This is a genomic window from Micromonospora sp. NPDC051006, assembly GCF_044456245.1.
GTDB lineage: Bacteria > Actinomycetota > Actinomycetes > Mycobacteriales > Micromonosporaceae > Micromonospora.
Genome location: NZ_JBITFP010000003.1, coordinates 171,619 through 194,265 on the forward strand (window position 1 = coordinate 171,619; position 22,647 = coordinate 194,265).

Here is a 22,647-nt window from a genome sequence, read left to right on the forward strand (position 1 = left end):
GTGCCGGCGGCAGAATGAGCCGGTGAACCCCCGAGCGGCCGTGGCTCCGCTGGTCGCCGCCAGCACCTGGCGGCGCGGCGTCTTCCTGCTGCTGGGCGGGGTGCTCGTGCTGCCGTACGTGCTGCTGGCGGTGGCCTTCGGGCAGCTCTTCACCGGCCCGGCGGTGCCCCGGCTGCTGTCGGTCGGCCTGCTCGTGGTGGCCGTGCTGATCGCGGTCGTACCGCTGCTGCTCGACGGCAGCCGGGCGTTGGAGATCGCCGCCGCCCGGGCGCTGCTCGGCGTCGAACTGCCCGATTCAGCGCCCGGGCACCGCGGCGACCGGGAAACCCGGCTGCGCGCCGCGCTCTGGATCGCCGTCCACCTGACCGTCGGTGGGCTGCTGATGCTCGCGCTGCTCAGCGCGGTGCCGCTGGCGTTGGCCTTCATCGCCCAGCAGTTCGGCGTCGGCAGCGAGGTGATCACCGACGTGCGGTTCGGGCCGCTGGACGGGCAGGACACCGGCTGGTTGACGCTGACCGGGGTGCTGCTGCTGGCCGGCCTCGGGTACGCCGTCGCGGGGCTCGGCGCGCTGGCCGCGTCGATGGCGCCGGTGCTGCTCGGGCCGGCGCCGGCCGAGCGGATCGCCGCGCTGGAGGCCCGGGCGACCCGGCTGGCCGAACGCAATCGGCTGGCCCGGGAGCTGCACGACTCCGTCGGCCACGCGCTCACGGTGGCCACCCTGCAGGCCGGGGCGGCCCGTGCGGTGCTCGACAGCGACCCGGAGTTCGTGCGCCGGGCGCTGGCCGCGATCGAGGAGACCGGCCGGACCGCGATGGACGAACTCGACGAGGTCCTCGGGCTGCTCCGCGAACCCGACGGCGCGCCGAGCGCCGCGACGCCACAGCACAGCCTCGCCGACCTGGACCGGCTGGTCGCCGACACCCGCGCCGCCGGCCTGCCCGTGCGGGCACGTCGGGTCGGTGACCCGGCCGCCCTGCCCGCGGTGGTCTCCCGGGAGGGCTACCGGATCGTCCAGGAGGCGCTGACCAACGCCGCCCGGCACGGCCGGGGGCCCGTGACGCTCCGGCTCGACGTCGGGCCGGACGAACTGGAGCTGGAGCTGGTCAACGAGCTGCTGCCGGGCCAGCGCCGGCCCGATCCGGGGCGGGGCGGCCGGGGCCTGGACGGCGTGCGGGAGCGGGTGCTGCTTCTCGGTGGCCGGCTGAGCGCGGGGGCGGAGGGCGACCGGTGGCGGATCCAGGTGCGGCTGCCCTACCGGGGGCCGCGGTGACGATCGGCGTACTGGTCGTCGACGACGACGAGCTGGTCCGGGTCGGGCTGCGGGCGATCATCGACGCCCAGCCCGACCTGCGGGTGCTCGCCGAGGCCGCGGACGGCGCCGAGGTGCCGCCGCTGGTCGCCCGGCACCGCCCGGCGGTGGTGCTGATGGACGTGCGGATGCCCGGGATCGACGGGATCCAGGCCACCCGGCGGCTGCTGGCCGCGTCCGCCGACCCGCCCCGGGTGCTGGTGGTCACCACCTTCGCCAACGACGAGTACGTCTACGACGCGCTGCGCGCCGGGGCGAGCGGCTTCCTGCTGAAGCGGGCCCGGCCGGCCGAGGTGGTCGAGGCGGTACGGGTGGTCGCCGCGGGCGAGTCGCTGCTCTTCCCGGCGGCGATCCGCCGGCTGGTCGGGGCGTACGGGGGGCGGGGCGGCGATCGGCTGCGGACGGCCCGGCTGACCGAGCGAGAGGCCGAGGTGCTCCGGCTGATGACGGCCGGGCTCTCCAACCCGGAGATCGCCGCGCAGCTGGTGGTCGGGGTGGAGACGGTCAAGACGCACGTCGGCAACGTGCTGGCCAAGTTGGGGGTACGCGACCGGACGCAGGCGGTGATCGCCGCGTACGAGTCGGGCTTCGTCACCCCGGCCGGCTGAGCCCGGCGCGTCGCCGCTGCCGACGGCTCCCCTCGGCGGGGGAGCGGGTTCACCGGCTCACGGGAGGGTTTCCGGGCCGCGCCGGCCGAGGCTGAGAGCATGACGATCACCGATGCGCCACCTCGCCCGGCCATCCGCTGGCCCGACCGACTCGCCCCGCTGGCCGCCAGCTGGCTCGGCCTCTGGGGCGTCCTCGCCCTCGTCGCCGCGCTCACCGGCACCGGCTATCCGTTCGGCGCGAACGACCCGGACAGCGACCTCAACCTGCTGCGGCTGATCCCGGTCGGGCTGGGCGCGCCGCTCTTCGCCGGGTTGCTGCTCACCGCGGCGGTCGCCGCGCTGGCGATGAGCCGCCCGGCGGTCCGCCCGTCCCGCCCGCTGCGGACGCTGCTCGCCGGCTACACCGGGGCGGTCGCGCTCGTCCTCGCCGTGGTCGTGCCGGACGCCCAGGTGCTGACCATGCTCGGCTACGCGCCGATGCTGATCCTCGGTGCACCGTTCGGCTGGCCGCCGGTCGACTACGCCGAGATCTTCACCTGGCCGCTCCTCGCCCGGTTCGCCGCCGTGCTCGGCGGGCTGCTGCTGGCCGGCGCGGTGCTGGTCTGGCTGCGCCGTACCGCCGACGCCTGCCTGGCCTGCGGACGAGGTAACGCCGAGCGGGCCTGGGCCACCCCGGCCGCCGCCGCCCGCTGGGGTCGGTGGGCCGCCGGCATCGCCGCTGCCATCCCCTTCGCGTACGCGCTGACCCGGTTCGCCTGGGCGGTCGGCATCCCGCTCGGCATCTCCCGGGACTTCCTCACCGAGATGCAGGAGACCGGCCTGGTCTGGGCCGGTCTCGGGCTGGGCGCCTTCGCCACCGTCGGCGCGCTGCTCACCCTCGGCCTGGTCCAGCGCTGGGGCGAGTGCTTCCCGCGCTGGATGCTGGGGCTGGCCGGGCGTCCGGTGCCGGTGCGCCTGGCGGTCATCCCGGCCAGCGTGGTCGCGGTGGCGGTCGCCGCGGCCACCGCGGGGCTGGTCGGCACCCCGGACTTCTGGTCCATGGCCGGCGAGGGCTTCACCGCGGCCAGCGCCCCGATGCTGCTCTGGCCGGTCTGGCCGGTGGCCCTCGGCGCGGCCACCTACGCGTACCACCTGCGTCGGCGCGGTGGCTGCACGCGTTGTGGCCGGGGCTGAGGGTGGGAGCGGGGGTGCCCCTCAACGCAGGGGCACCCCCGCCCGGACCGCGCTAGCGTGGTCGGGTGACTGCGCCCAACCCGGTAATCCCGGTTCCACCGGCCGACCTGCCCGGCACGCTCGGCGAGCTGCGGGCGGCCGGCCACCGCTACCGCACCGTCAAGCAGGAACTCCGCGACAACCTGTTGGCCCGGATGCGGGCCGGCGCCGACCGCTTCCCCGGCATCGTCGGCTACGACGACACCGTCCTGCCCGAGGTCGAGCGTGCGCTGCTCGCCGGGCACGACGTGGTGTTGCTCGGCGAGCGGGGCCAGGGCAAGACCCGGTTGATCCGCTCGCTGGCCGCGCTGCTGGACGAGTGGACCCCGGTCATCGCCGGCTCGGTGCTCAACGAGCACCCGTTGCACCCGCTCACCCCGGCCTCCCGGGCCCAGGTCGCCGAGGCCGGGGACGACCTGCCGGTCGGCTGGCTGCACCGGTCGATGCGGTACGGCGAGAAGCTGGCCACGCCGGACACCAGCGTCGGTGACCTGATCGGCGACGTCGACCCGATCCGGATCGCCCAGGGGCGGACCCTCGGCGACCCGGAGACGATCCACTTCGGGTTGGTGCCGCGTACCAACCGGGGCATCTTCGCTGTCAACGAGCTGCCCGACCTGGCCGAGCGGATCCAGGTCGCGCTGCTCAACGTGCTGGAGGAGCGGGACATCCAGGTCCGCGGCTACCAGCTGCGGCTGCCGCTGGACCTGCTCCTGGTGGCCAGCGCCAACCCCGACGACTACACCAACCGGGGGCGCATCATCACCCCGCTCAAGGACCGGTTCGGCGCGGAGATCCGCACCCACTACCCGGTCGACCTGGACCTGGAGCTGGCCCTGATCCGGCAGGAGGCCGACCTGGTCGCCGAGGTGCCGGAGCACGTGCTGGAGGTGCTCGCGCGGTTCGCCCGGGCGGTGCGCGAGTCGCCGTCGGTGGACCCGCGCTCCGGGGTCTCCGCCCGGTTCGCGATCGCCGCGGCCGAGACGGTGGCCGGAGCCGCGCTGCGCCGCGCCGGCCTGCTCGCCGCCGGCTCCGCGTCCGGTGCCGGCGACGCGACGGTACGGCCCGAAGCGCCGGTGGCCCGGGTGGGCGACGCGGTGTCGGTGACCTCCACCCTTCGCGGCAAGGTCGAGTTCGAGAGCGGCGAGGAGGGGCGGGAGGTCGAGATCCTGGCGCACCTGCTGCGCACCGCCACCGCCGAGACGTTCCGGGCCCGGCTGGCCGGGCTGGACCTCTCCGGCTTCACCGAGCTGGTCGCCGAGGGCACCGTGGTCGAGACCGGTGAGCTGGTCAGCTCGGCGGAGCTGCTGCGCCAGGTGGGCACCGTGCCTGGGCTGGCGAAGGTGCTGGACCGGCTCGGGATGGGCGATGCGCCGATTCCCGAGGAGGCCGCGGCCGGGGTGGAGTTCGTGCTGGAGGGGCTGCACCTGACCCGCCGGCTCGGCAAGGACGTCACCGACTCCGGTCGCACCGTCTACGGCGGCCGGGGCTGAGCATGGCCGGCAACCGGTTCCGGTACGGGCAGTGGCGCGGCGGGCCGGACCCGTTGGCGCCCCCGTACGACGTACGCGCGGCGGTGGATTCGGTCGGCGCGGAGGTGCTGGCCGGCGGCAGCCTGCGCGAGGCGCTGCGTGACCTGCTGCGCCGGGGCCCGCAGGGGCGCGCCGGGCTGGACGAGCTGGCCGCCCGGGCCCGGCGGCTGCGCCGGGAGGCGCTGCGCCGGGGCGACCTGGACGGGGCGGTGACCCGGTCGCGGGCCCTGCTCGACCAGGCGCTGGCGGCCGAGCGCGACGAGCTGCGCGATCGAGACGACGATGCCGCGCGGTTCGCCGAGTCGGTGCTGAACAACCTGCCCCGCTCCACTGCGCGGGCGGTGCAGGAGTTGTCCGGCTACGAGTGGGCCAGCGAGGACGCCCGCCGGTCGTACCAGCAGATCCTCGACGGGCTCCGCGACGACGTGCTGGGCCAGCGCTTCGCCGGGCTGCGCGACGCGGTGCGGGCCTCCGCCGATCCGGCGGCCCAGCAGCGGCTGGGCGAGATGATGGGCGACCTGAACGACCTGCTGGCTCGGCACGCCCGCGCGGAGGACACCACCGACGCGTTCGCCGAGTTCATGCGCCGGCACGGGGAGTTCTTCCCGGAGCAGCCGAAGGACGTCGACGAGCTGGTCGACGTGCTGGCCCGCCGGGCGGCGGCCGGTGAGCGGCTGATGCGCTCGCTGTCGGACCGGCAGCGCGAGGAGCTGGCCGGGCTGATGCAGCAGTCGCTGGGTGACCGGCTGGCCGGCGAGTTGTCCGCGCTCGACGGGCATCTGCGGGCGCTCCGGCCCGACCTGCGCTGGGGGCGCGGCGAGCGGGTGCGGGGCGAGCAGCCGCTCGGCTACGGCGAGGCGGCCGGCGCGCTCGACGAGATCGCCGAGCTGGACGACCTGCTCGACCAGCTGGACCAGGAGCACCCGGGGGCGACCCTGGACGACGTCGACGTGGAGGCGGTGGCCCGCACACTGGGCCGGGACGCCGCGGACGACGTACGCCGGCTGCGGGAGCTGGAGCGGGAGCTGCGCCGGCAGGGCTGGGTGAGCAGGGACGCCGAGGGCCTGACGTTGAGCCCGAAGGCGCTGCGCCGCCTCGGCGGGACCGCGCTGCGAAGGGTCTTCGTCGATCTGACCGCCGGTCCGCGCGGCCAGCACGACCTGCGCTCGGCGGGTGCCGCCGGCGAGGTGAGCGGCGGCTCCCGGCCCTGGGAGTACGGCGACGAGCAGCCGCTGGACGTGGTCCGGACGCTGACCCGGGCGGTGCGCCGGGCCGGTCCGCAGGTGCCGGTGCAGCTCGCGGTCGACGACTTCGAGGTGGTGGAGACCGAGCGGCGGGCCTCGGCGGCGGTGGTGCTCTGCGTCGACCTGTCGTACTCGATGATCTCGCAGGGGCGGTGGGGGCCGATGAAGCAGACGGCGCTGGCCCTGTCGCACCTGATGGCGACCCGGTTCCCGCAGGACGCGTTGCAGATCGTCGGGTTCGGCCGGCAGGCGATGCCGTTGACCCAACAGGAGTTGGCCGCCGTCGACCCGGACTTCGAGCAGGGCACCAATCTGCAGCACGCGCTGCGGCTGGCCGGTCGGCATCTGCGCCGGCACCCGGACGCCGAGCCGGTGGTGCTGGTGGTCACCGACGGGGAGCCGACCGCCCACCTGGACCCGGACGACGGTGAACCGCTGTTCCACTGGCCGCCGCTGCCGGAGACGATCGAGGCGACCATCCGCGAGGTGGACCGGCTGGCCCGTTACGGGGCGACGCTGAACCTCTTCATGCTCGGCGACGACGCCGGCCTGCGCCGCTTCGTGGACGCGGTGGCCCGCCGCTCGAAGGGCCGGATGTTCACCCCCGACCCTGACGATCTCGGCGAGTACGTCGTCTCCGACTACCTCCGCTCCCGCCAGTCCCGCCGCTGACGCTCGTCGATCATGCAGTTGTGGTGGGGGACGAAAGCCGCCCGTCCGGGTGAACCGGGCACCACACCTGCATGATCGACGGGGCGGGGCGGGGTTGACTGGGGTGATGGAGAGCGGAGGGCTGCGGCGGGCGTACGACGCGTTGCTCGGCGAGATCGACGCGGGGGGCTTCGGGCCACCGCCGGAGGGGCAGTTGAGCGCCGAGCAGATCGTGGCGCACCTGGCCGCGAACGACGAGCTGATGACCGAGGCGACCGAGGCGGTGCTGGCCGGGTCGCCGTTCGCGTACTACGACCTGGAGACCATCCACCGCCCGCAGGTGGACGCGCTGGTCGCCGAGTGCGGCGGTCTGGACGGCCTGGCCACGCTCTTCCGGGCGACCAGCCAGAAGCTCTGCACGCTCACCGATCGGCTCGGCCTGGCCGCGGAGACGCCGGTCGAGACTCACCTGCGCGAGGGCTTCGACCTGAACGTCGACCAGCCGCTGCCCTGGGGCCGCACCCTGGACCTGCACGCCCACGTACACCTGCCCAAGCACCTGGCCCAGCTCCGGATGCTGCGCACCGGCTGACCGGCGGGACGGCCGCTCGAGAACGCCGGGCCGTGGTGGCGGTCACCTACCCTGCGGGCATGTCAGGGGTGCGGCGCGCGCTGCTGCGGCGGGTGGATCACGTCTGGGAACTCGGATGGTTCAACCTGGTCGGGGTGGTGCTGGTCGGGTTCTTCCTCTTCCTGGCCTCCATGCCGCTGAGCGCCGGCGTCGACCACCTGCGGGCCGAGAAGTCGGGGGTCGGCGGGACGGTCAGTCTCTCCCGGTGCGCGGTGAACGAGTGGGCCCGGGGCGACCCGTGGCAGTGCGAGGGCAACTTCGTTTCGGCCGACGGAGCCGTTCGGATCGCCCGTGTCGCCTACCAGGAGGACTTCGACGAGGACCCCCGTACCGCGGGGAAGCCGCTCGTCGTCGACGCCCGGGTGAGAGGGGCGGAGGCGTCGAGGGCGTGGCCGCCGGGGGACGAATGGCAGACGGGGTTGATCGTCGGGATCTTCTGCCTCGTCCTGACGGCGATGATCCTCTGGTGGTGGGTCAGCCCGGGCGACGAGCGGCCGGCCCCGACGCAGCCCTCCGGCCGGCGCCGGCCCCGGTCGGCCAAGCCGCCCGCCCGGGCGCGGATGCGCCGGCGCCGCCGGTGAGTCGTCGGTCGTCGGCCTGGGAGCAGGCGAGCGCCGGCTTCACGGTCAAGCGGGCGTCGGTTCGGCCGATGCCGGCTGCCGGCGGAAGGCCCGGCGGTAGGCCGAGGGGGCCACTCCGATCCGCAGGTGCAGCTGCTGGCGCAGTGCCGCCGCGGTGCCGAAGCCGCAGCGGCGGGCCACCTGGTCGATGCTCAGGTCGGTGGTCTCCAGCAGGAGCCGGGCGTGGTCGGTGCGCTGCTGGAGCAGCCACTGCGCCGGGCTGAGGCCGGTCTCCGAGCGAAACCGCCGGGTGAAGGTGCGCACGCTCATCCGGGACTGCTCGGCCAGGTCGCGCAGGCTGACCGGCTCGTGCAGCCGCTGCCGGGCCCACTCCCGGGCGGTGGCGGTGCTGCTGTCGGCGACCTTCGGCACCGGGTGCTCGATGTACTGGGCCTGGCCACCCTCCCGCCACGGGGGCACCACGCAGCGCCGGGCCGCCCGGTTGGCCACCTCGGTGCCGTGGTCGGTGCGGATGACGTGCAGGCAGAGGTCGATCCCGGCGGCCACCCCGGCCGAGGTGAGCACCCGGTCGTCGTCGATGAAGAGCACGTCCGGGTCGAGGTCGACGTCGGGGTGCAGCCGGCGGAACCGGTCGGCGTACGCCCAGTGGGTGGTGGCCCGCCGCCCGTCGAGCAGGCCGGCGGCGGCGAGCACGAAGGCGCTGGTGCAGATCGACATGATCCGGGCGCCCCGCTCGTACGCGGCACGCAGGGCGGCGGTGACCTCGTCGTCCAGCGTCCCGTCGGTGAGCGGCGCCCCGGAGTGGATGCCGGGGACGATCACGGTGTCCGCCTTCTCGATCAACTCCAGCCCGTGCTCGGGGGTCACCTGGTAGCCGGCGGTGCTGCGGACCGGCCGGCCGCCGGGGGTGCAGACGTCGACCTGGTACATCGACACGCCGTCGGCGGAGCGGGCCGTGCTGAAGACCTGCGAGGGAGTGCCGAGGTCGAGGCCGACGACGTCGTCGAGGGCGAGCACGGCGATCCGGTGCGGCGGCGAAGCGGTCATGGCCCAATTATTGCGCATGATGGCTCCCCGGCCACTCGTCGCGGCGCCCGGCGATGCCGAGACTCGTACCGTGACCCGAGAACGCCGTCTGCACCCCGCCTGGCTCGTCGCCGCCGTCGCCTTCGTCGCGCTGGTCGGCGCGGCCGGCTTCCGCGCCACCCCGTCCGTGCTGCTGCACCCACTGCACGCCGAGTTCCGCTGGCCGTTGGCCACCATCTCCGCCGCCGTCTCGGTCAACCTGCTGCTCTACGGGCTGACCGCGCCGTTCGCCGCGGCGCTGATGGACCGGTTCGGCATCCGGCGGGTGGTCGCCGTCGCGCTGCTGCTGGTGGCGGCGGGCAGCGGGCTGACCGTGTTCATGACCGCGAGCTGGCAGCTCATCCTCTGCTGGGGTGTGCTCGTCGGGCTGGGCACCGGCTCGATGGCGCTGGCCTTCGTGGCGACCATCACCGGGCGCTGGTTCGTCCGGCGGCGGGGCCTGGTCACCGGCGTGCTCACCGCCGGCGGGGCGGCCGGGCAGCTGGTCTTCCTGCCGCTGCTCGCCGTGCTGGTCCGCGACCACGGCTGGCGGGCGGCGGCGCTCGTCGTCGCCGTGGCCGCGCTGGCGGTCGTACCGCTGGTGGTCTGGCTGCTGCGCGAGCACCCGGCGGATCTCGGCCTGCCCGCCTACGGCGCGACCGAGGTCACCCCGGCCCCGGCGCCGACCGGCGGGGCGGCCGCCCGCGCGGTCGGCGCGCTGGCCCAGGCGGCGCGGACCCGGCCGTTCTGGCTGCTCGCCGGCGGCTTCGCGATCTGTGGCGCGACCACCAACGGGCTGGTCGGCACGCACTTCGTGCCCGCCGCCCACGACCACGGGATGGCGGAGACCACCGCGGCCGGTCTGCTGGCCCTGGTCGGACTCTTCGACATCGTCGGCACCATTGCCTCCGGCTGGCTGACCGACCGGGTGGACAGCCGGCTGCTGCTCGGGGCCTACTACGGGCTGCGCGGCGCGTCGCTGCTGGTGCTGCCGAGCCTCTTCGCCAACAGCGCCGAGCCGAGCATGCTCGTCTTCATCATCTTCTACGGGCTGGACTGGGTGGCCACCGTGCCGCCGACCGTGGCGCTCTGCCGGGAGTACTTCGGCAGCTCCGGGGCCGTGGTGTTCGGTTGGGTGTTCGCCTCCCACCAGTTCGGCGCGGCGATCGCCGCCACCGGCGCCGGACTGGTCCGGGACCGGCTCGGCGACTACGCGCTGGCCTGGTACGTCGCCGGGGCGCTGTCGATCGGCGCGGCCGGGCTGTCCCTGCTGCTGCGCCGCCGCCGCGCCGGTGCCCAACCCGCGCCCGTGCTGGTCACCGCCGCGCCGGTGGGCCGGCGGGCGTGGAGCTACCGGGGCTAGCCGTCAGCTGAGCGTCCACTGCTGCCGGGCGGCGCCGTCGCAGGGCTCCTGCTTGACGGCGTCGCCGGCCTCGTCGCCGTCGTCCTCGACCTGGCCGCACTTGCCGCTGTGCATCGCGACCAGCAGCACCGGCCCGGTCCCCGTCGGGGTCAGCCGCCACTGCTGGTTGACCTCACCGTGGCAGGGGAACTGCTGCAACTTCGACCCGTCGTCCGCGCTGCCACCCTCGACGTCTAGGCACTGGCCGTAGGCCGCATTGGTCAGCGTCACCGCGTCCGCCGTGATCGGGTTGACGACCCACTGCTGCTCCGGACCGCCCGAGCAGGCGGCGAGTTCCGCCTCGGCCTTCTCGCCGTCGCCGTCGAGGCCGAGGCAGAGCCCGGAGACGACCGCCCGGAGCACTCTCGGCCCGGTGGGCGGTCCGGCCGGGGTGGTGGCTGCCGGGGTCGGGGAGGGCGCGGCCGGGGTGCTCGGCGCCGGCTCGCTCACGGCCGGCGACGGGGCCTGGGCGGTGCCGGGTGAAGTGACCGCCGCGGGTGTGGCCGGCCCGTCGCCGCCACCGAGCACGCCGGTGGCGAAGACCACCCCGAGGAGTACGCCGACCAGCCCGACGGCGAGGGCCACCCGCAGCAGCGGGTCCCGGGGCAGGAGGGAACGCGCCGGCTGGCGACCGCCGTAGACGGTGCCGGAGGCCTCGGAGCGGTCACCCGGGAGGGACATGCGGTCATCCTGGCCCACGTCGGTGCCGCCGGGCCAGTCGTCCTGCTCCGGCGGCCTCCCGAGGCCACGCTGGTCGCCGTGCGGGCCGCGTCGACCGCCCTCAGCGGGTCGGCTCCGGGTCGGTGACGTCGGCGACGGTGGCGTGCAGGGCCGCCAACGCGGCGTCGGCGTCCACCGCCACGGAGAGGCCGTGCTCGCCCGCGCCGAGCGTGATGGTCCGTCCGCGCAGCCGCTCGTCGGCGATCACGGGCCAGGCGGTGGTGGCGCCGAACGGAGTGATGGTGCCCCGTTCGTAGCCGGTGACCTCCTTGGCGGTGGCCGCGTCGGGCATCGAGAGGCGGCTCACGCCGAGCAGAGCGCGCAGCTTCGGCCAGGAGATGACCCGGCCGCCGGGGGTGAGCACGAAGAGGTGGTCGTCCGGGCCGCGTCGCACGACGATGCTCTTCACCACGTCGGGCACCGCCACGCCACGCACCGTCGCGGCCTCGCTGAGGCTGGTCACCGGCCCGTGCCGGATCACCCGGTAGGGCAGCCCGGTGGCGTCGAGCGCGGCGAGCGCGGGGGTCGGCATGAGGTGCACGGTAACCCGGCGGGAGCTGGCCGGAAGTGTGAAAAGGTCAACGTGGACAACCGATGCCGCAGGCAACAAGGCGCGTACAGTGATCACATGTGCGCCGTCCGTGTGGATCATCAACCGGTCGATCACGACAGTGCGGTGGACCTGCTGCGACAGTCGTACGCGGCGGTGCCGCCCGGAGAGACCGTCAGGCTCGCCAAACGCACCTCCAACCTGTTCCGCCCCCGCGCCGCGGTGCACACCCCCGGCCTCGACGTCAGTGGCCTGACCGGCGTCCTCGGCGTCGACCCGGCGGCCCGGACCGCCGACGTGCAGGGCATGTGCACCTACGAGAACCTGGTCGACGCGACCCTGCCCCACGGGCTGATGCCGCTGGTGGTGCCGCAGCTGCGCACCATCACGCTGGGCGGCGCGGTCACCGGGCTGGGCATCGAGTCCACCTCGTTCCGCAACGGCCTGCCACATGAGTCGGTCATCGAGCTGGACGTGCTCACCGGGTCGGGCGAGATCGTCACCGCCCGCCCCGACGGCGAGCACGCCGAGCTCTACGCGGCCTTCCCCAACTCGCTGGGCAGCCTCGGCTACGCCACCCGGCTTCGCATCGAACTCCAGCCGATCCGCCGCTACGTGGCGCTGCGCAACATCCGGTTCAGCCGGCTGGAAGAGCTGATCGACGCGATCGCCGAGGTGACCGCCAGCCGGGCCTGGGCCGGAGTGCCGGTGGACGTGCTGGACGGCGTGATGTTCAGCCCCGGTGAGGCGTACCTGGTGCTGGGCACCTTCACCGATCAGGCGGAGGGGGCGCCCAGCGACTACACCGGCCAGGACATCTACTACCGGTCGCTGCGCCGGCGCACCCGCGACGCGCTGACCACGTACGACTATCTCTGGCGCTGGGACACCGACTGGTTCTGGTGCTCCTCGGCGTTCGGGGTGCAGCACCCGGTGGTGCGCCGGCTCTGGCCGGCGCGGCTGCGACGCAGCGACGTCTACCACCGGCTGGTCCGGATGGAACACCAGTACGGTGTCGCGGCCCGGATCGACCGACTGCGCGGCCAGCCCACCCGCGAGCGGGTGGTGCAGGACGTGGAGATCCCACTGGAGCGGACGGCCGACTTCCTGCGTTGGTTCGCAGGCAACGTCGGGATGACCCCGGTCTGGCTCTGTCCACTGCGACTGCGCGAGCCGGCGGGTCCCGGCTCTGCCCGGCCCTGGCCGCTATATCCGCTGCGGCCCGGGCAGGACTACGTCAACATCGGTTTCTGGGGGAGTGTGCCGATGGCCGAGGGCGCCGCCGACGGCGACGTCAACCGGTCCATCGAGCGCACGGTGTCGGAGCTGGGCGGGCACAAGTCGCTCTACTCCGACGCGTACTACGACCGGGAATCCTTCGACCGGCTCTACGGCGGGCCGACATGGCGCGCCGTCCGGGACCGCTACGACCCGGAGCACCGGTTCACCGGACTGTACGAAAAGGCGGTAGCACGAGCATGAGCTTGACCGACCGAGACCAGGGGGCGGCGAGCGCCCCCGGAACACCGCCGCCGGGGGGCCGGCGGCCCGGTCCGACCGTGGCGGACGTGGTCCGCACGGTGACGATCGGTGACCTGCCGATGCGGGTCACCGGCTACGACGGCAGCGCCGTCGGCCCGGCCGACGCCGGGCTGACCCTGTCCATCCGTACCGAGCGGGGGCTGTCCTACCTGCTCACCGCCCCGGGTGACCTGGGCATGGCCCGCGCCTACGTCAGCGGGGACCTGGCCCTGGAGGGGGTGCATCCGGGCGACCCGTACGAGGCGCTGCGGGTGCTCAAGGACGACATGAAGTTGCGCCTGCCGCCGCTGCCCGACGCGCTGAACCTGGTACGCGGGCTGGGCTGGGAGCGGCTGCGACCGCCGCCGGCCCCGCCGCAGGAGGCGCTGCCGCGCTGGAAGCGGGTGATGAACGGGCTGCGGCACTCCCGGACCCGGGACAGCTCCGCCATCTCGCACCACTACGACGTCTCGAACGCCTTCTACGAGAAGGTGCTCGGCCCGTCCATGACGTACACCTGCGCGGTCTTCCGCTCTCCGGACGACACGCTGGAGCAGGCCCAAGCGTCGAAGTACGACCTGGTCGCCGGCAAGCTGGCGCTCAAGCCCGGAATGCGGCTGCTCGACGTGGGCTGCGGCTGGGGCGGCATGGTCCGGCACGCGGCCCGGGAGTACGGCGTGAAGGCGCTCGGGGTGACGCTGTCGAAGGCGCAGGCCGAGTGGGCGCAGGCAGCGATCGAGCGGGAGGGGCTGACCGAGCTGGCCGAGGTACGCCACCTCGACTACCGGGACGCCCCGCGGGAGCAGTTCGACGTGATCTCCTCGATCGGCTTGACCGAGCACATCGGGGTGCGCAACTACCCGGCCTACTTCGGTGCGTTGCGCGACCGGCTGCGCCCGGGCGGTCGGCTGCTCAACCACTGCATCACCCGCGCGGACAACCGGGCGCCGCACCGCTCCGGCGCCTTCATCGACCGGTACGTCTTCCCGGACGGCGAGCTGGCCGGCCCGGGCCGGTTGATCAGCGAGCTGCACGACGTCGGGTTGGAGGTGCACCACGAGGAGAACCTGCGCCAGCACTACGCGCTGACGCTGGCCGGTTGGGGCCGCAACCTGGTGGAGAACTGGGACTTCTGCGTCAACGAGGTGGGCGCGGGCACCGCCAAGGTGTGGGGTCTCTACATGGCCGGGTCGCGGCTGGCGTTCGAGCGCAACGGCATCCAGCTGCACCAGGTGCTGGCCACCCGCAACGGCCCGGACGGCCAGAACGACTATCCGCTGCGCCCGGACTGGCTGCCCTGATCCCGAGCTGAGCCGACGAAGCCGCGCCGATCCGGCGCGGCTTTCGTCGAACCCATTGACAAAGAAGTTTTGTACGTACAAACTGATTTTGCCATGAGAGACGTCCTGTACCTGGAGCAGATCGAGCAGGCCGAAGCCCTGCTCAAGCCGCAGCGCGTGGAGGTGCTGCGGCAGCTGGCCGAGCCGCGCACCTGCACCGAGGTGGCGGCCCGGCTGGAGCAGACGCCGCAACGCGTCTACTACCACGTCAAGCAACTGGTCGCGGCCGGTCTCGTCGACCTCGTCGCCGAGCGCAAGGTCCGCGGCATCACCGAGGGCATCTACCAGGCCGCGGCCCGCTCCTACTGGCTCTCGCCCCGGCTGGTCGGGCGGATCGGGCTGCGCCGGGCCCGCGACGAGCTGAGCCTGGGCTACCTGCTCGACCTGATGGAGGAGGTCCAGGCCGACATCGCCACGCTCGACCGGGCCGCGCCCGAGCTGCCGTCGGTCGGGGTGTCCGGTGAGATCCGGGTGCCGGCGGAGCAACGCCAGCAGTTCCTGCACGACCTGCAGACCGCTCTGCAGGACCTGTTCACCCGCTACGGCGGCGCCGAGGGAGACGCCTTCAAGCTCGCCGTGGCCTGCTACCCGAAGGGGAAAGACCGTGAGTGAATCGTTGAAGATGCACGCCCGCCTCGCCGCTCCGATCGAGGCCGTCCGCCGGGCCATCACCGACGCCGCCGAGCTGCGCGTCTGGCTGGCCGAGCACGCCGAGGTCGAGCTGCCGAGGCGGTACGAGTTCTGGGGGCGCTACACGCCGGAGGGGGAGGCGCCCCACCAGCGGCTGCTGCACGTCGACGACGACACGCTGCGCTTCGCCTGGCTGCTCGACGGGGTGGAGACCACCACCGAGTTCAGCCTCCGCGCTGACGGTGAGTCGACCGTGGTCACGCTGAGCCAGAGCCACTTCAGCTTCGAAGAGGCGATCAGCGGCACCAGCATCCGGGGCGTGCTGCAGACCTTCTGGAGCCTGGCGATCGCCAACCTCGCCGCGCACCTGGAGGGGCAGGCGCTGCTGCCGAAGACCGACTTCACCTCGGCCGAGCTGCGCGGCGAGATGGTCATCAACGCGCCGATGGCCAAGGTCTACCAGTCGCTGACCGACTCCGAGCAGGCCAGCGCGTGGTTCGGCTACCCGATCGGGATCGAGCCCTGGGTCGGCGGTCGCTACGCCATGGGCGGCTTCGAAGCCGGCTACGCGGCCAAGGTCATCGACCTCGACCCGGGCCGGAAGATGTCCGTCGACTGGGGGCCGACCGGCGTGACGACCTGGGAGCTCGCCGAGTCGGACGGGAAGACCAAGCTCACCTTCGTGCAGAGCGGTTTCGACGAGTCGAACCCGCCGTACGGGGCCTGGACCGGGTCGGTGTCCGGCCTCGCGGAGCTGCGCCGCTACCACGAGATGCAGGACTGGCAGTCGATCTGGCTCTCCGTCGAGATGCCGGGCGCGCAGCCCGAGACGGCAGCCGCCGCCGGCTGACCGGGGCCGAACCGACCGCGGGTCTCGAGATCTCGCGGCGCACCACCGGACATGAAGCGCCTGACCGCTGACGAGCGGTCAGGCGCTTCGTCGTGGCCCTCTGCCGAACCACCCGGTGGGTCCCAGAGTCGATCATTGCGATCACGGAGTCCCGAACCTGCCTGACGGTCGGATCAGGGAAGACGGCCCAGGTACCGGGTGAACATGGGACAATTTCACCATAGGGTGCCAATCGATACGAGTGCCGGACGACCATGTTCCCCGGCGCGCGGCGCCCTTGCGTGCCTGCGCCCCGACGGGTGGTCAAGTGCCTCCGCCGAAACCGGGCTCAGGCCCTTCCAGGAAGGGAGCAACAGTGATGATCCGACGTACTCGACTTTGGGCTGTGGCTGTGGCGGCCGGCGCGGCGGTGGCGGCCACCGCCGTGGGAAGCGCCGCCATGGGCGACGGGCGGGACGACTCGGGCGACAAGCGAGAATCGCACGGCTCGTGGGACTCCAGCGACTCGCGGGACTCCGGTGATTCGCGGGACTGGCGCGACTCGCGGGACGGAAAGGAACGGGAGAGGCAGCTGGCCGTCCGGGCGAAGCTCAGCGGCTACCAGGAGGACCCGCTCACGATCTCCACGCCCGGGAACGGGCGGTTCGAGGCGAAGATCGACGAGCGGAAGAAGGAGATCACGTACCGGCTGAGCTACGACGACCTGAAGGACGTCCAGCAGGCGCACATCCACTTCGGTGGACGGCACCAGAGCGGTGGGATCGCGGTCTTCCTGTGCTCGAACATCAAGGACGGGAAGGGCGGCCCGTCGAAGGGCGTCCAGGCCTGCCCCGAGGCTCCGGCCACGATCAAGGGGACCATCAAGCCCGATGACGTCGTCGGCCCCGCCGACCAGGGCATCGAGCCCGGCGAGTTCGACGAGCTCGTCGACGCGATCGAGGCCGGCGTCACGTACGTCAACGTGCACACCAAGAAGTACCCGAACGGCGAGATCCGGGGCCAGATCAAGACCGACGAGGACCGGAAGAAGCACGAGGACCGGGAGAAGAAGGACGAGGGCCGGGAGAACGACGAGGGCCGGGAGAACAAGGACGAGGACCGGAACTGGGACGCCAGCGACTACCGGGCCTGGGACGAGAGCGACGAGGGCCGGGGCTCGGACAAGGGCGACGAGTGGGGCTCGGACAAGGGCGACGACTCGGGCTCGGACAAGGGCGACGAGTGGGGCTCCGACAAGGGCGACGAGTGGGGCTCGGACAAGGGCGACGACTCGGGCTCGGACAAGGGCGACGAGTGGGGCTCGGACAAGGGCGACGAGTGGGGCTCCGACGAGGGTGAGGACCGGGAGTCGGACAAGGGCCACGACAAGGGCGAGGACAAGGCCGACGACAAGAGCGACGAGCACCGCGACGAGAAGTGATCTAGCGGCAGTCGACGGACTGAACGCCCGACCCGCATGACGGGTCGGGCGTTCTGCCGTGCCGGGCCCGTGCCGCCGCACCGCGAAGGATCTGTGGTGATGAACGGTGTCCTGCTGGGTACTGCCCGGCAATGTTCTTCATCTTCGGGCTTCGCACCAAGGTCGACCGGTCCGGCGTGATCAGCGAGGTCTGCCGCAACTGCGGCAACCAGGCCGCGCAGGTGATCACCCGCCGGTCCACCAAGTTCACCCTCTTCTTCATCCCGCTGATCCCGGTCCGCACCCGCTACGCGCAGCAGTGCACGTACTGCGGCGCCCAGTACGAGATCAGCAAGGCCGAGGCGCAGCGCCTCCCGGTCGGCTGAACCGGCGATGACCCGCTTCCTGTGCTGGCTGATCGGTCGGGGAACGGCCGATCCCATTCCGGTGCACACCGTCGTCCGTCCGCCGTGCACCCCGGGGCGCCGCCGCCGACGTCGGCGGCATCGCCGACCCCTCGCCGGCACGGGGCTGCCCCGCTCGCCCTGGAACCGCTCGGCCGGCCGGTGACGCCCCCGCCGGTCATGTGATCTTCGACCCGGGCCGGACCCGACGTCGATCTGCGGCACCTACGCTGGGATGGCCGTCCGAACGGGGAGAATCGTGCGCAACCACCCGGCTGTCGTGCTGGTCGCCGTCCTGCTGTCCACGTTGTTGCTGCCGCTGTCGCTGACCGGCGCCTCGGTCGCGCTGCCGGACATCGGCCGTGACCTCGACGCCGGCCTGGCCGGGGTCCAGTGGGTGGTGAACGGCTACAACGCCACCTTTGCCAGCTTCATGCTCGCCGCCGGTGCCCTCGCCGACCTGCTCGGCCGGCGCCGGGTCTTCGCCACCGGCGTGGCGATCTTCGCCGGCTCCGGGCTGCTCGGCGCGGTGGCCGGCGACATCCTGCTGCTCGACGCCCTCCGCGCCCTGGCCGGGGTTGGCGCGGCCGCCGCCGCGACCAGCGCCTCGGCGCTGCTCGCCGGCGCGTTCCACGGCCCGGCCCGGGCCCGCGCGTTCAGCCTCTTCGGTACGACGATCGGGGTCGGCCTGGCCTTCGGACCGTCCATCGCCGGACTGCTCATCGACACCCTCGGCTGGCGGGCGGTCTTCGCCGCACCGGCCCTCGCCGCGCTGGTGGTGCTCGCCCTGGTGCCGCTGCTGCCCGAGTCCCGGGCCCCGCACAGCGGCCGGATCGACTGGCCGGGCACCGTCTCGTTCACCGCCGCGTTGCTGTTGCTGATCTTCGGCTTCGTGCAGGGCCCCGAGTTCGGCTGGTACGACCCGCGGATCATCGTCGCGTTCGCCGCCGCGCTCGCGCTGCTCGTGGTCTTCGCCCGGGTGGAGCGCCGCCGCGCCGAGCCGATGTTCGACCTCGCGCTGCTGGCCAGCCCCCGCTTCCTCGGCATCTGCCTGGCGGCGGCGACCATCGTGGCGGTGCTGGTGCCCTTGCTGGTCTACCTGCCGTCGTACCTGACCACGGTGGTCGGGCTGACGCCCGGCACGGCCGGCGCGACGCTGATCCTGCTGACCGCGCCCACTCTTGCGCTGCCCATGTTGACCGGGGTGCTGACCCGGCTGGTGCCGGCGGCGCTGGTGATCGTCGTGTCGGTTGCCGTGGTGGCGATCGGCGCGGCCTGGGCCACCGTGCTCGGCCCGCACGTGCACGTCGCCGCGTTGGCCGGTCCACTGCTCACCATCGGCGTCGGGGTCGGGCTCTCCATCGGGCTGCTGGACCAGTTGGCCATCTCCAGCGTGGCGGCGAGTCGAGCGGCGACCGGCGCCGGCATGATCAACACCGCCCGGTTGGCCAGCGAGACGGTCGCCATCGCGGTGGTCGGGGCGGTTCTGGCCAGTACCACGGCCGGCCGGCTCGCCGATCCCGGTTTCACCAGCGGCCTGCGGACCGTGCTCTGGAGCATGGCGGGTGTGGCCCTGGCTGCCGCCGTGCTCGTCGCCGTGCTGGTCCGCCGCGCCGCGTCCACCCCGGTGCCGGCCACCGTCGGGCGCGGCTGACCGGGCCTCGGCTCGGCGTCGACGACCGCCGCACGGCAATGGCATGATTCCCACCATGATCGACAGTCGAAAGGGCGATGCCGCGTAGGCGTCCGAAGGCCCTTCGGGCCGAACGTTGGCAGCCGCGCCGAGACCGCCCTGCCCGCCGGATCCGAGGCGTCGCCGCCCGCACCCGCGTCGCCGTCCGCAGGCTCGAAGAAAGCCGCAGCCACCTGTACCTGAACGCGACCGCGAACGCCCTCGCCGGGTACGCGTCGGTGCTCCGGCAGTCAGGCCGTTACCTCAACGGTCCGCAGGGCCTGGACCCCGGCATCGAGCCCGAGGATCACCGGGACACTCTCGCGGAGGTGTTGCGGCTGCTTCCCGCTGCGCCGCGCGCGGACCTCGGCCGCGTCGTCGACCGCCTCGACCGGGAGTACGAACGCCGCACCCTGCCCGCCGCCTGGCCGCCGACGGAGTGGGAACGCGGCCGGGGCTGGTGGTGGCGCAGGATGCGGGAGTTGTGAGGGCCATCCCGCGTGGGCCGCGCCGGACGGGTGCGGGGCCGGCATATTCTGGCGGATCATGACGAGCAGCGAACAGCGGCTGGCCGCGATCCGGGGCGGCGTGCCACCCCGGCGGCACAACGCCCGGACGATCGCCGCGTTGACCGGCAACCCGGGCTGCACCCGCCGGGCCGTGCTCGACGGCGCGGGGGTGGACAAGCCGAAGCTGGCCGAGCGGATCGGCTTTCCCGCGCGGTTCGGGCAGTCCCGGTTCGCCATCACCCGGGGCAACGCCTTCGAGGCGCAGGTCAAGGCCGACGGCGGCGTCGAGCTGCTGCGGCTGGTCGCCGAGCGGCTGTCGGTGGCGGTGCCGGCGACGTCGAGCTGGACGGACCTCGGCGTCGACGCCGACGACGGCGTCGCTGCCCGTCAACAGCGCTCCGCCGCGCTGCTGGCCGCCGCCGCGTCGACCGTGAGCGGCGACGACTCCGTCGCCCCGGACGGTGAGGACGCCGCCGCGCTCTTCGACCATCCGCTGCTCGGCCTGGACGTCGCGGGTCGACGGGTGAACCTCGAACCGGACCTGGTCGCCGCCCGGCTCGCCGGCCGGTTCCACATCGTGGAGATCAAGTCGTTCCCGGTAGTCGACGGGCAGGCCGACCCGGCGAAGGTCGCCGCCGCCGCGATCCAGTCCGCCGTCTACGTGCTGGCGCTGCGCGAGCTGCTCGCCGCCGCCGGGCACGACCCGGAGCTGGTGTCGCACGACGTGGTGCTCATCTGCCCGCAGGACTTCACCTTCCGGCCGGTGGCCAGCCTGCTCGACGTGCGCAAGCAGCTGCTGGTGCTCCGGCGGCAGCTGGACCGGATGGCCCGGATCGACGACCTGCTGGACGCGGTGCCCGAGGGTTTCAGCGCCGACCCGACCGCTGACCCGGCGACGCTGACCGCCGCGCTGTCGACGGTGCCGGCCCGCTACGCGCCGGAGTGCCTGGCCACCTGCGAGCTGGCGTACTTCTGTCGGCACGAGGCGCGCGGCCACACCGGCGCGCTGGGCCGGCCGGTCCGCGAGTCGCTCGGCGGGCTCGCGACCGTGGCGGAGGTGCTGGCGCTGGCTGCCGGCGAGCGCGCCCCCGAGCCGGAGCAGGCCGAGGCCGCCGCGCTGCTGCGGGCCGCCGCCTGGTTGCGCGCCGACGCCCTCGGCGTCGCGTCATGAGTACGCTGCGCGCGCTGGCGAAGGCGCAGGCGCTCGCCGCCGGGGCGGCCCAGCCGGTGGCCACCGTGCGGCATCTGCACCTGCACGAGCGGCCGCTGGTGCTGGTGCCGCTGGCCATGGCCGGCGAGGCGAACGCCCCGCTCGCCGCGCTGGTCGGAGCGGCGCCCGACGAGGCCCGACTGCTGATCGTGCCGCAGCCCCGTAACCGGGACCAGCGCTACCGGTTCGCCGCCGAGTTGGCCGCGACCGTGCTGCCGTACCTGGACGGGCATCGCGCGGTCAGCGAGGCCGTGCCGGTCGACCGGGGACGGGACGTCCGGTACCGCTACGTCGATGCGCCGCAGCTGCTGGTGCCGAACCCGGCCGGGATCAACTTCCTGCGGCTGCTCGGCCGCTCCACCCGGTTCCGTCGGGCGGACGGGGAGTACCCGGTGCACCCGTCGGTGCCGCTGCTCGGGCGCTGGCTGACCTTCCTCGCCGAGCGGGCCGAGCATCCCGGCTCGTCCGCGCTGCTGGCGATGACCGACGCGCTGACCCTGCACTGGGCGACCGGGCAGAGCGCGGTGGAGGACCTGCACCTGCCGGCGCTGCTCGGCTGGGTCGACCCGCCGCCCGGGCTCACCGGCGCCGAGGCGGCGGCCCGCGCCGAGGACCCGTCGCTCTGCCCACCGGCCGGGCCGGTCACCGACCCCGACTTCGACAACCAGCGGCTCGCCCCGGCCATCGCCGCGTACGCCGACGCCGACGACGACCCGGCTTCCCGCGCCGAGGCGTACGCGACGCTGGAGGGGCTGCTGCGCGAGCAGCTCGCGCCCACCTGGGAGCTGATGTGGCGCGGCATCGGACTGCTGCGCGGCCTGCCACCCGGCGCCCGGGTGCCGGGCCGGTGGGCCGCCGACCGGGACGCGTTCACCGCGCACGCGGAGCACGTCGATGCCGGTGGTGCCCCGCAACCCCGCCGGGACGGGGCGGTGGCCGCGGCGGTGCGGCTGCACCGGCTGGAGCGGGCACTGACCGCCTACACCGTGCAGCGCGCCTACGACGACCCGCTGGTGATGGCCGAGCACCAGCTGACCGGTGAGGCGTTCGTCGGCGAGGTGACGCTGGCCGACCCGAAGCGGGTCGACGACAGCGGCAAACGGCCGGTGCTGCGTCCCCGGATCCAGCTGGTCACCACCGAACCGGTGCTGGTGCCGGTCGGCGCGACGCTGTACTCGCCGGCCCGGCCCGGTCAGAAGGCCCGGGTGGTCTTCCTGACCCCGGCCGCGGACGGCAAGACCGAGGTGGTGCTGGAGCTCTCCGGCGGGATGGGGCGTGGGCTGACCGCGCCCCCGGGCAGCGTGCCCGAGGTGGGTGAACGGCTCTGCTACACCACCCTCTCCGACGCCTTCATGCCCGCCGGCGCCTTCCCGGCCCCGGAGGAGACCCCCTGGACCCACCGCGATCCGCCGGCCCCCGCCGCTCCCGGCTCGGCCTCCGCTCCCGCTGCGGCTGAGGGTGACCCCGGGGAGGAGTGGGCCTGACCGGCGTCGCCACCGGCCCGCCCTCGGCTTCGCGCTGCGCCGAGGTGTGGCGCCGGTGGTGGGTCGGGTGCTCCTGCAGTGTCGAGCTGCCCCAGATATGGGAGACCCCGGCGGTGGGATCGC

The 22,647-nt window shown here is 73.8% G+C and carries 21 protein-coding genes; 18 read left to right on the forward strand and 3 right to left on the reverse strand.

What is annotated here, in order from left to right; genetic code table 11:
* The first annotated feature begins 22 nt into the window (after window positions 1-22).
* From ACIBBA_RS07150 to ACIBBA_RS07180, 7 genes are all read left to right on the forward strand, one after another.
* On the forward strand, window positions 23-1,270 hold the full coding sequence (locus ACIBBA_RS07150) for a sensor histidine kinase (RefSeq protein ID WP_396694608.1): 1,248 nt from the start codon (window positions 23-25) through the stop codon (window positions 1,268-1,270).
* Window positions 1,267-1,917 carry a response regulator gene (locus tag ACIBBA_RS07155; protein WP_396694610.1) on the forward strand — a complete coding sequence of 217 codons (651 nt, stop codon included), beginning with the start codon at window positions 1,267-1,269 and terminating at the stop codon, window positions 1,915-1,917. The genes ACIBBA_RS07150 and ACIBBA_RS07155 overlap by 4 nt, the downstream gene beginning before the upstream one ends.
* Before the next feature lie 99 nt (window positions 1,918-2,016).
* Window positions 2,017-3,090, forward strand: coding sequence for a hypothetical protein (locus ACIBBA_RS07160; protein ID WP_396694612.1), 1,074 nt, complete (start codon window positions 2,017-2,019; stop codon window positions 3,088-3,090).
* A 65-nt stretch (window positions 3,091-3,155) separates the two neighbouring features.
* Complete coding sequence (locus ACIBBA_RS07165) at window positions 3,156-4,622, forward strand: sigma 54-interacting transcriptional regulator (protein ID WP_396694614.1); 1,467 nt, start codon at window positions 3,156-3,158, stop codon at window positions 4,620-4,622.
* Window positions 4,623-4,624: 2 nt separating this feature from the next.
* Window positions 4,625-6,577 (forward strand): VWA domain-containing protein, encoded by a 1,953-nt coding sequence (locus tag ACIBBA_RS07170; protein ID WP_396694616.1) that lies wholly within the window; start codon window positions 4,625-4,627, stop codon window positions 6,575-6,577.
* Between the two features lie 106 nt (window positions 6,578-6,683).
* Window positions 6,684-7,148, forward strand: a complete 465-nt coding sequence (locus ACIBBA_RS07175; protein WP_396694618.1) for a hypothetical protein — start codon at window positions 6,684-6,686, stop codon at window positions 7,146-7,148.
* Between the two features lie 59 nt (window positions 7,149-7,207).
* Entirely contained in the window at window positions 7,208-7,768 is a 561-nt protein-coding gene (locus ACIBBA_RS07180; protein ID WP_396694620.1) for a hypothetical protein, read from the forward strand.
* Between the two features lie 45 nt (window positions 7,769-7,813).
* Here ACIBBA_RS07180 and ACIBBA_RS07185 read toward each other — a convergent pair whose 3' ends face one another.
* Entirely contained in the window at window positions 7,814-8,833 is a 1,020-nt protein-coding gene (locus ACIBBA_RS07185) for a GlxA family transcriptional regulator (protein ID WP_396694622.1), read from the reverse strand.
* A gap of 52 nt (window positions 8,834-8,885) precedes the next feature.
* Between ACIBBA_RS07185 and ACIBBA_RS07190 the strand changes: the two genes are divergently transcribed.
* A complete protein-coding gene (locus tag ACIBBA_RS07190; RefSeq protein ID WP_396694624.1) occupies window positions 8,886-10,196 on the forward strand; it encodes an MFS transporter in 1,311 nt (436 codons plus the stop codon).
* Between the two features lie 3 nt (window positions 10,197-10,199).
* Here ACIBBA_RS07190 and ACIBBA_RS07195 read toward each other — a convergent pair whose 3' ends face one another.
* A complete protein-coding gene (locus tag ACIBBA_RS07195; RefSeq protein ID WP_396694626.1) occupies window positions 10,200-10,916 on the reverse strand; it encodes an RICIN domain-containing protein in 717 nt (238 codons plus the stop codon).
* A 100-nt stretch (window positions 10,917-11,016) separates the two neighbouring features.
* Window positions 11,017-11,487, reverse strand: a complete 471-nt coding sequence (locus ACIBBA_RS07200) for an aminoacyl-tRNA deacylase (protein ID WP_396694628.1) — start codon at window positions 11,485-11,487, stop codon at window positions 11,017-11,019.
* A 96-nt stretch (window positions 11,488-11,583) separates the two neighbouring features.
* Here ACIBBA_RS07200 and ACIBBA_RS07205 point away from each other — a divergent pair, with 96 nt between their 5' ends.
* The 10 genes from ACIBBA_RS07205 to ACIBBA_RS07250 all read left to right on the forward strand — a co-directional run bounded on the left by ACIBBA_RS07205 (window position 11,584) and on the right by ACIBBA_RS07250 (window position 22,524).
* On the forward strand, window positions 11,584-12,987 hold the full coding sequence (locus tag ACIBBA_RS07205) for an FAD-binding oxidoreductase (protein ID WP_396694630.1): 1,404 nt from the start codon (window positions 11,584-11,586) through the stop codon (window positions 12,985-12,987).
* Window positions 12,984-14,327 carry a class I SAM-dependent methyltransferase gene (locus ACIBBA_RS07210; protein WP_357059403.1) on the forward strand — a complete coding sequence of 448 codons (1,344 nt, stop codon included), beginning with the start codon at window positions 12,984-12,986 and terminating at the stop codon, window positions 14,325-14,327. Before ACIBBA_RS07205 ends, ACIBBA_RS07210 begins: the two co-directional genes overlap by 4 nt.
* Window positions 14,328-14,420: 93 nt before the next feature.
* Window positions 14,421-14,978 carry a helix-turn-helix domain-containing protein gene (locus tag ACIBBA_RS07215; protein ID WP_350868998.1) on the forward strand — a complete coding sequence of 186 codons (558 nt, stop codon included), beginning with the start codon at window positions 14,421-14,423 and terminating at the stop codon, window positions 14,976-14,978.
* Window positions 14,971-15,846 (forward strand): SRPBCC domain-containing protein, encoded by an 876-nt coding sequence (locus tag ACIBBA_RS07220; protein ID WP_396694632.1) that lies wholly within the window; start codon window positions 14,971-14,973, stop codon window positions 15,844-15,846. The genes ACIBBA_RS07215 and ACIBBA_RS07220 overlap by 8 nt, the downstream gene beginning before the upstream one ends.
* 385 nt (window positions 15,847-16,231) lie before the next feature.
* Entirely contained in the window at window positions 16,232-17,266 is a 1,035-nt protein-coding gene (locus tag ACIBBA_RS07225; RefSeq protein WP_396694634.1) for a CHRD domain-containing protein, read from the forward strand.
* A 131-nt stretch (window positions 17,267-17,397) separates the two neighbouring features.
* Complete coding sequence (locus tag ACIBBA_RS07230) at window positions 17,398-17,631, forward strand: zinc-ribbon domain-containing protein (RefSeq protein WP_396694636.1); 234 nt, start codon at window positions 17,398-17,400, stop codon at window positions 17,629-17,631.
* Window positions 17,632-17,908: 277 nt separating this feature from the next.
* Window positions 17,909-19,303 carry an MFS transporter gene (locus tag ACIBBA_RS07235; RefSeq protein WP_396694638.1) on the forward strand — a complete coding sequence of 465 codons (1,395 nt, stop codon included), beginning with the start codon at window positions 17,909-17,911 and terminating at the stop codon, window positions 19,301-19,303.
* Between the two features lie 257 nt (window positions 19,304-19,560).
* Window positions 19,561-19,809: a hypothetical protein gene (locus ACIBBA_RS07240; protein WP_396694640.1), complete on the forward strand. Its 249-nt coding sequence runs from the start codon at window positions 19,561-19,563 to the stop codon at window positions 19,807-19,809.
* A 58-nt stretch (window positions 19,810-19,867) separates the two neighbouring features.
* A complete protein-coding gene (locus ACIBBA_RS07245) occupies window positions 19,868-21,001 on the forward strand; it encodes a hypothetical protein (RefSeq protein ID WP_396694642.1) in 1,134 nt (377 codons plus the stop codon).
* Entirely contained in the window at window positions 20,998-22,524 is a 1,527-nt protein-coding gene (locus ACIBBA_RS07250; protein WP_396694644.1) for a hypothetical protein, read from the forward strand. The genes ACIBBA_RS07245 and ACIBBA_RS07250 overlap by 4 nt, the downstream gene beginning before the upstream one ends.
* Window positions 22,525-22,647: the final 123 nt, after the last annotated feature.

Coding starts and splice junctions, on each gene's coding strand:
- ACIBBA_RS07160 (WP_396694612.1), top strand. CDS start 2,017: ATGACGATCACCGATGCGCCACCTCGCCCGGCCATCCGCTGGCCCGAC.
- ACIBBA_RS07170 (WP_396694616.1), top strand. CDS start 4,625: ATGGCCGGCAACCGGTTCCGGTACGGGCAGTGGCGCGGCGGGCCGGAC.
- ACIBBA_RS07175 (WP_396694618.1), top strand. CDS start 6,684: ATGGAGAGCGGAGGGCTGCGGCGGGCGTACGACGCGTTGCTCGGCGAG.
- ACIBBA_RS07180 (WP_396694620.1), top strand. CDS start 7,208: ATGTCAGGGGTGCGGCGCGCGCTGCTGCGGCGGGTGGATCACGTCTGG.
- ACIBBA_RS07185 (WP_396694622.1), bottom strand. CDS start 8,833: ATGCGCAATAATTGGGCCATGACCGCTTCGCCGCCGCACCGGATCGCC.
- ACIBBA_RS07195 (WP_396694626.1), bottom strand. CDS start 10,916: ATGTCCCTCCCGGGTGACCGCTCCGAGGCCTCCGGCACCGTCTACGGC.
- ACIBBA_RS07200 (WP_396694628.1), bottom strand. CDS start 11,487: ATGCCGACCCCCGCGCTCGCCGCGCTCGACGCCACCGGGCTGCCCTAC.
- ACIBBA_RS07205 (WP_396694630.1), top strand. CDS start 11,584: ATGTGCGCCGTCCGTGTGGATCATCAACCGGTCGATCACGACAGTGCG.
- ACIBBA_RS07210 (WP_357059403.1), top strand. CDS start 12,984: ATGAGCTTGACCGACCGAGACCAGGGGGCGGCGAGCGCCCCCGGAACA.
- ACIBBA_RS07215 (WP_350868998.1), top strand. CDS start 14,421: ATGAGAGACGTCCTGTACCTGGAGCAGATCGAGCAGGCCGAAGCCCTG.
- ACIBBA_RS07230 (WP_396694636.1), top strand. CDS start 17,398: ATGTTCTTCATCTTCGGGCTTCGCACCAAGGTCGACCGGTCCGGCGTG.
- ACIBBA_RS07245 (WP_396694642.1), top strand. CDS start 19,868: ATGACGAGCAGCGAACAGCGGCTGGCCGCGATCCGGGGCGGCGTGCCA.
- ACIBBA_RS07250 (WP_396694644.1), top strand. CDS start 20,998: ATGAGTACGCTGCGCGCGCTGGCGAAGGCGCAGGCGCTCGCCGCCGGG.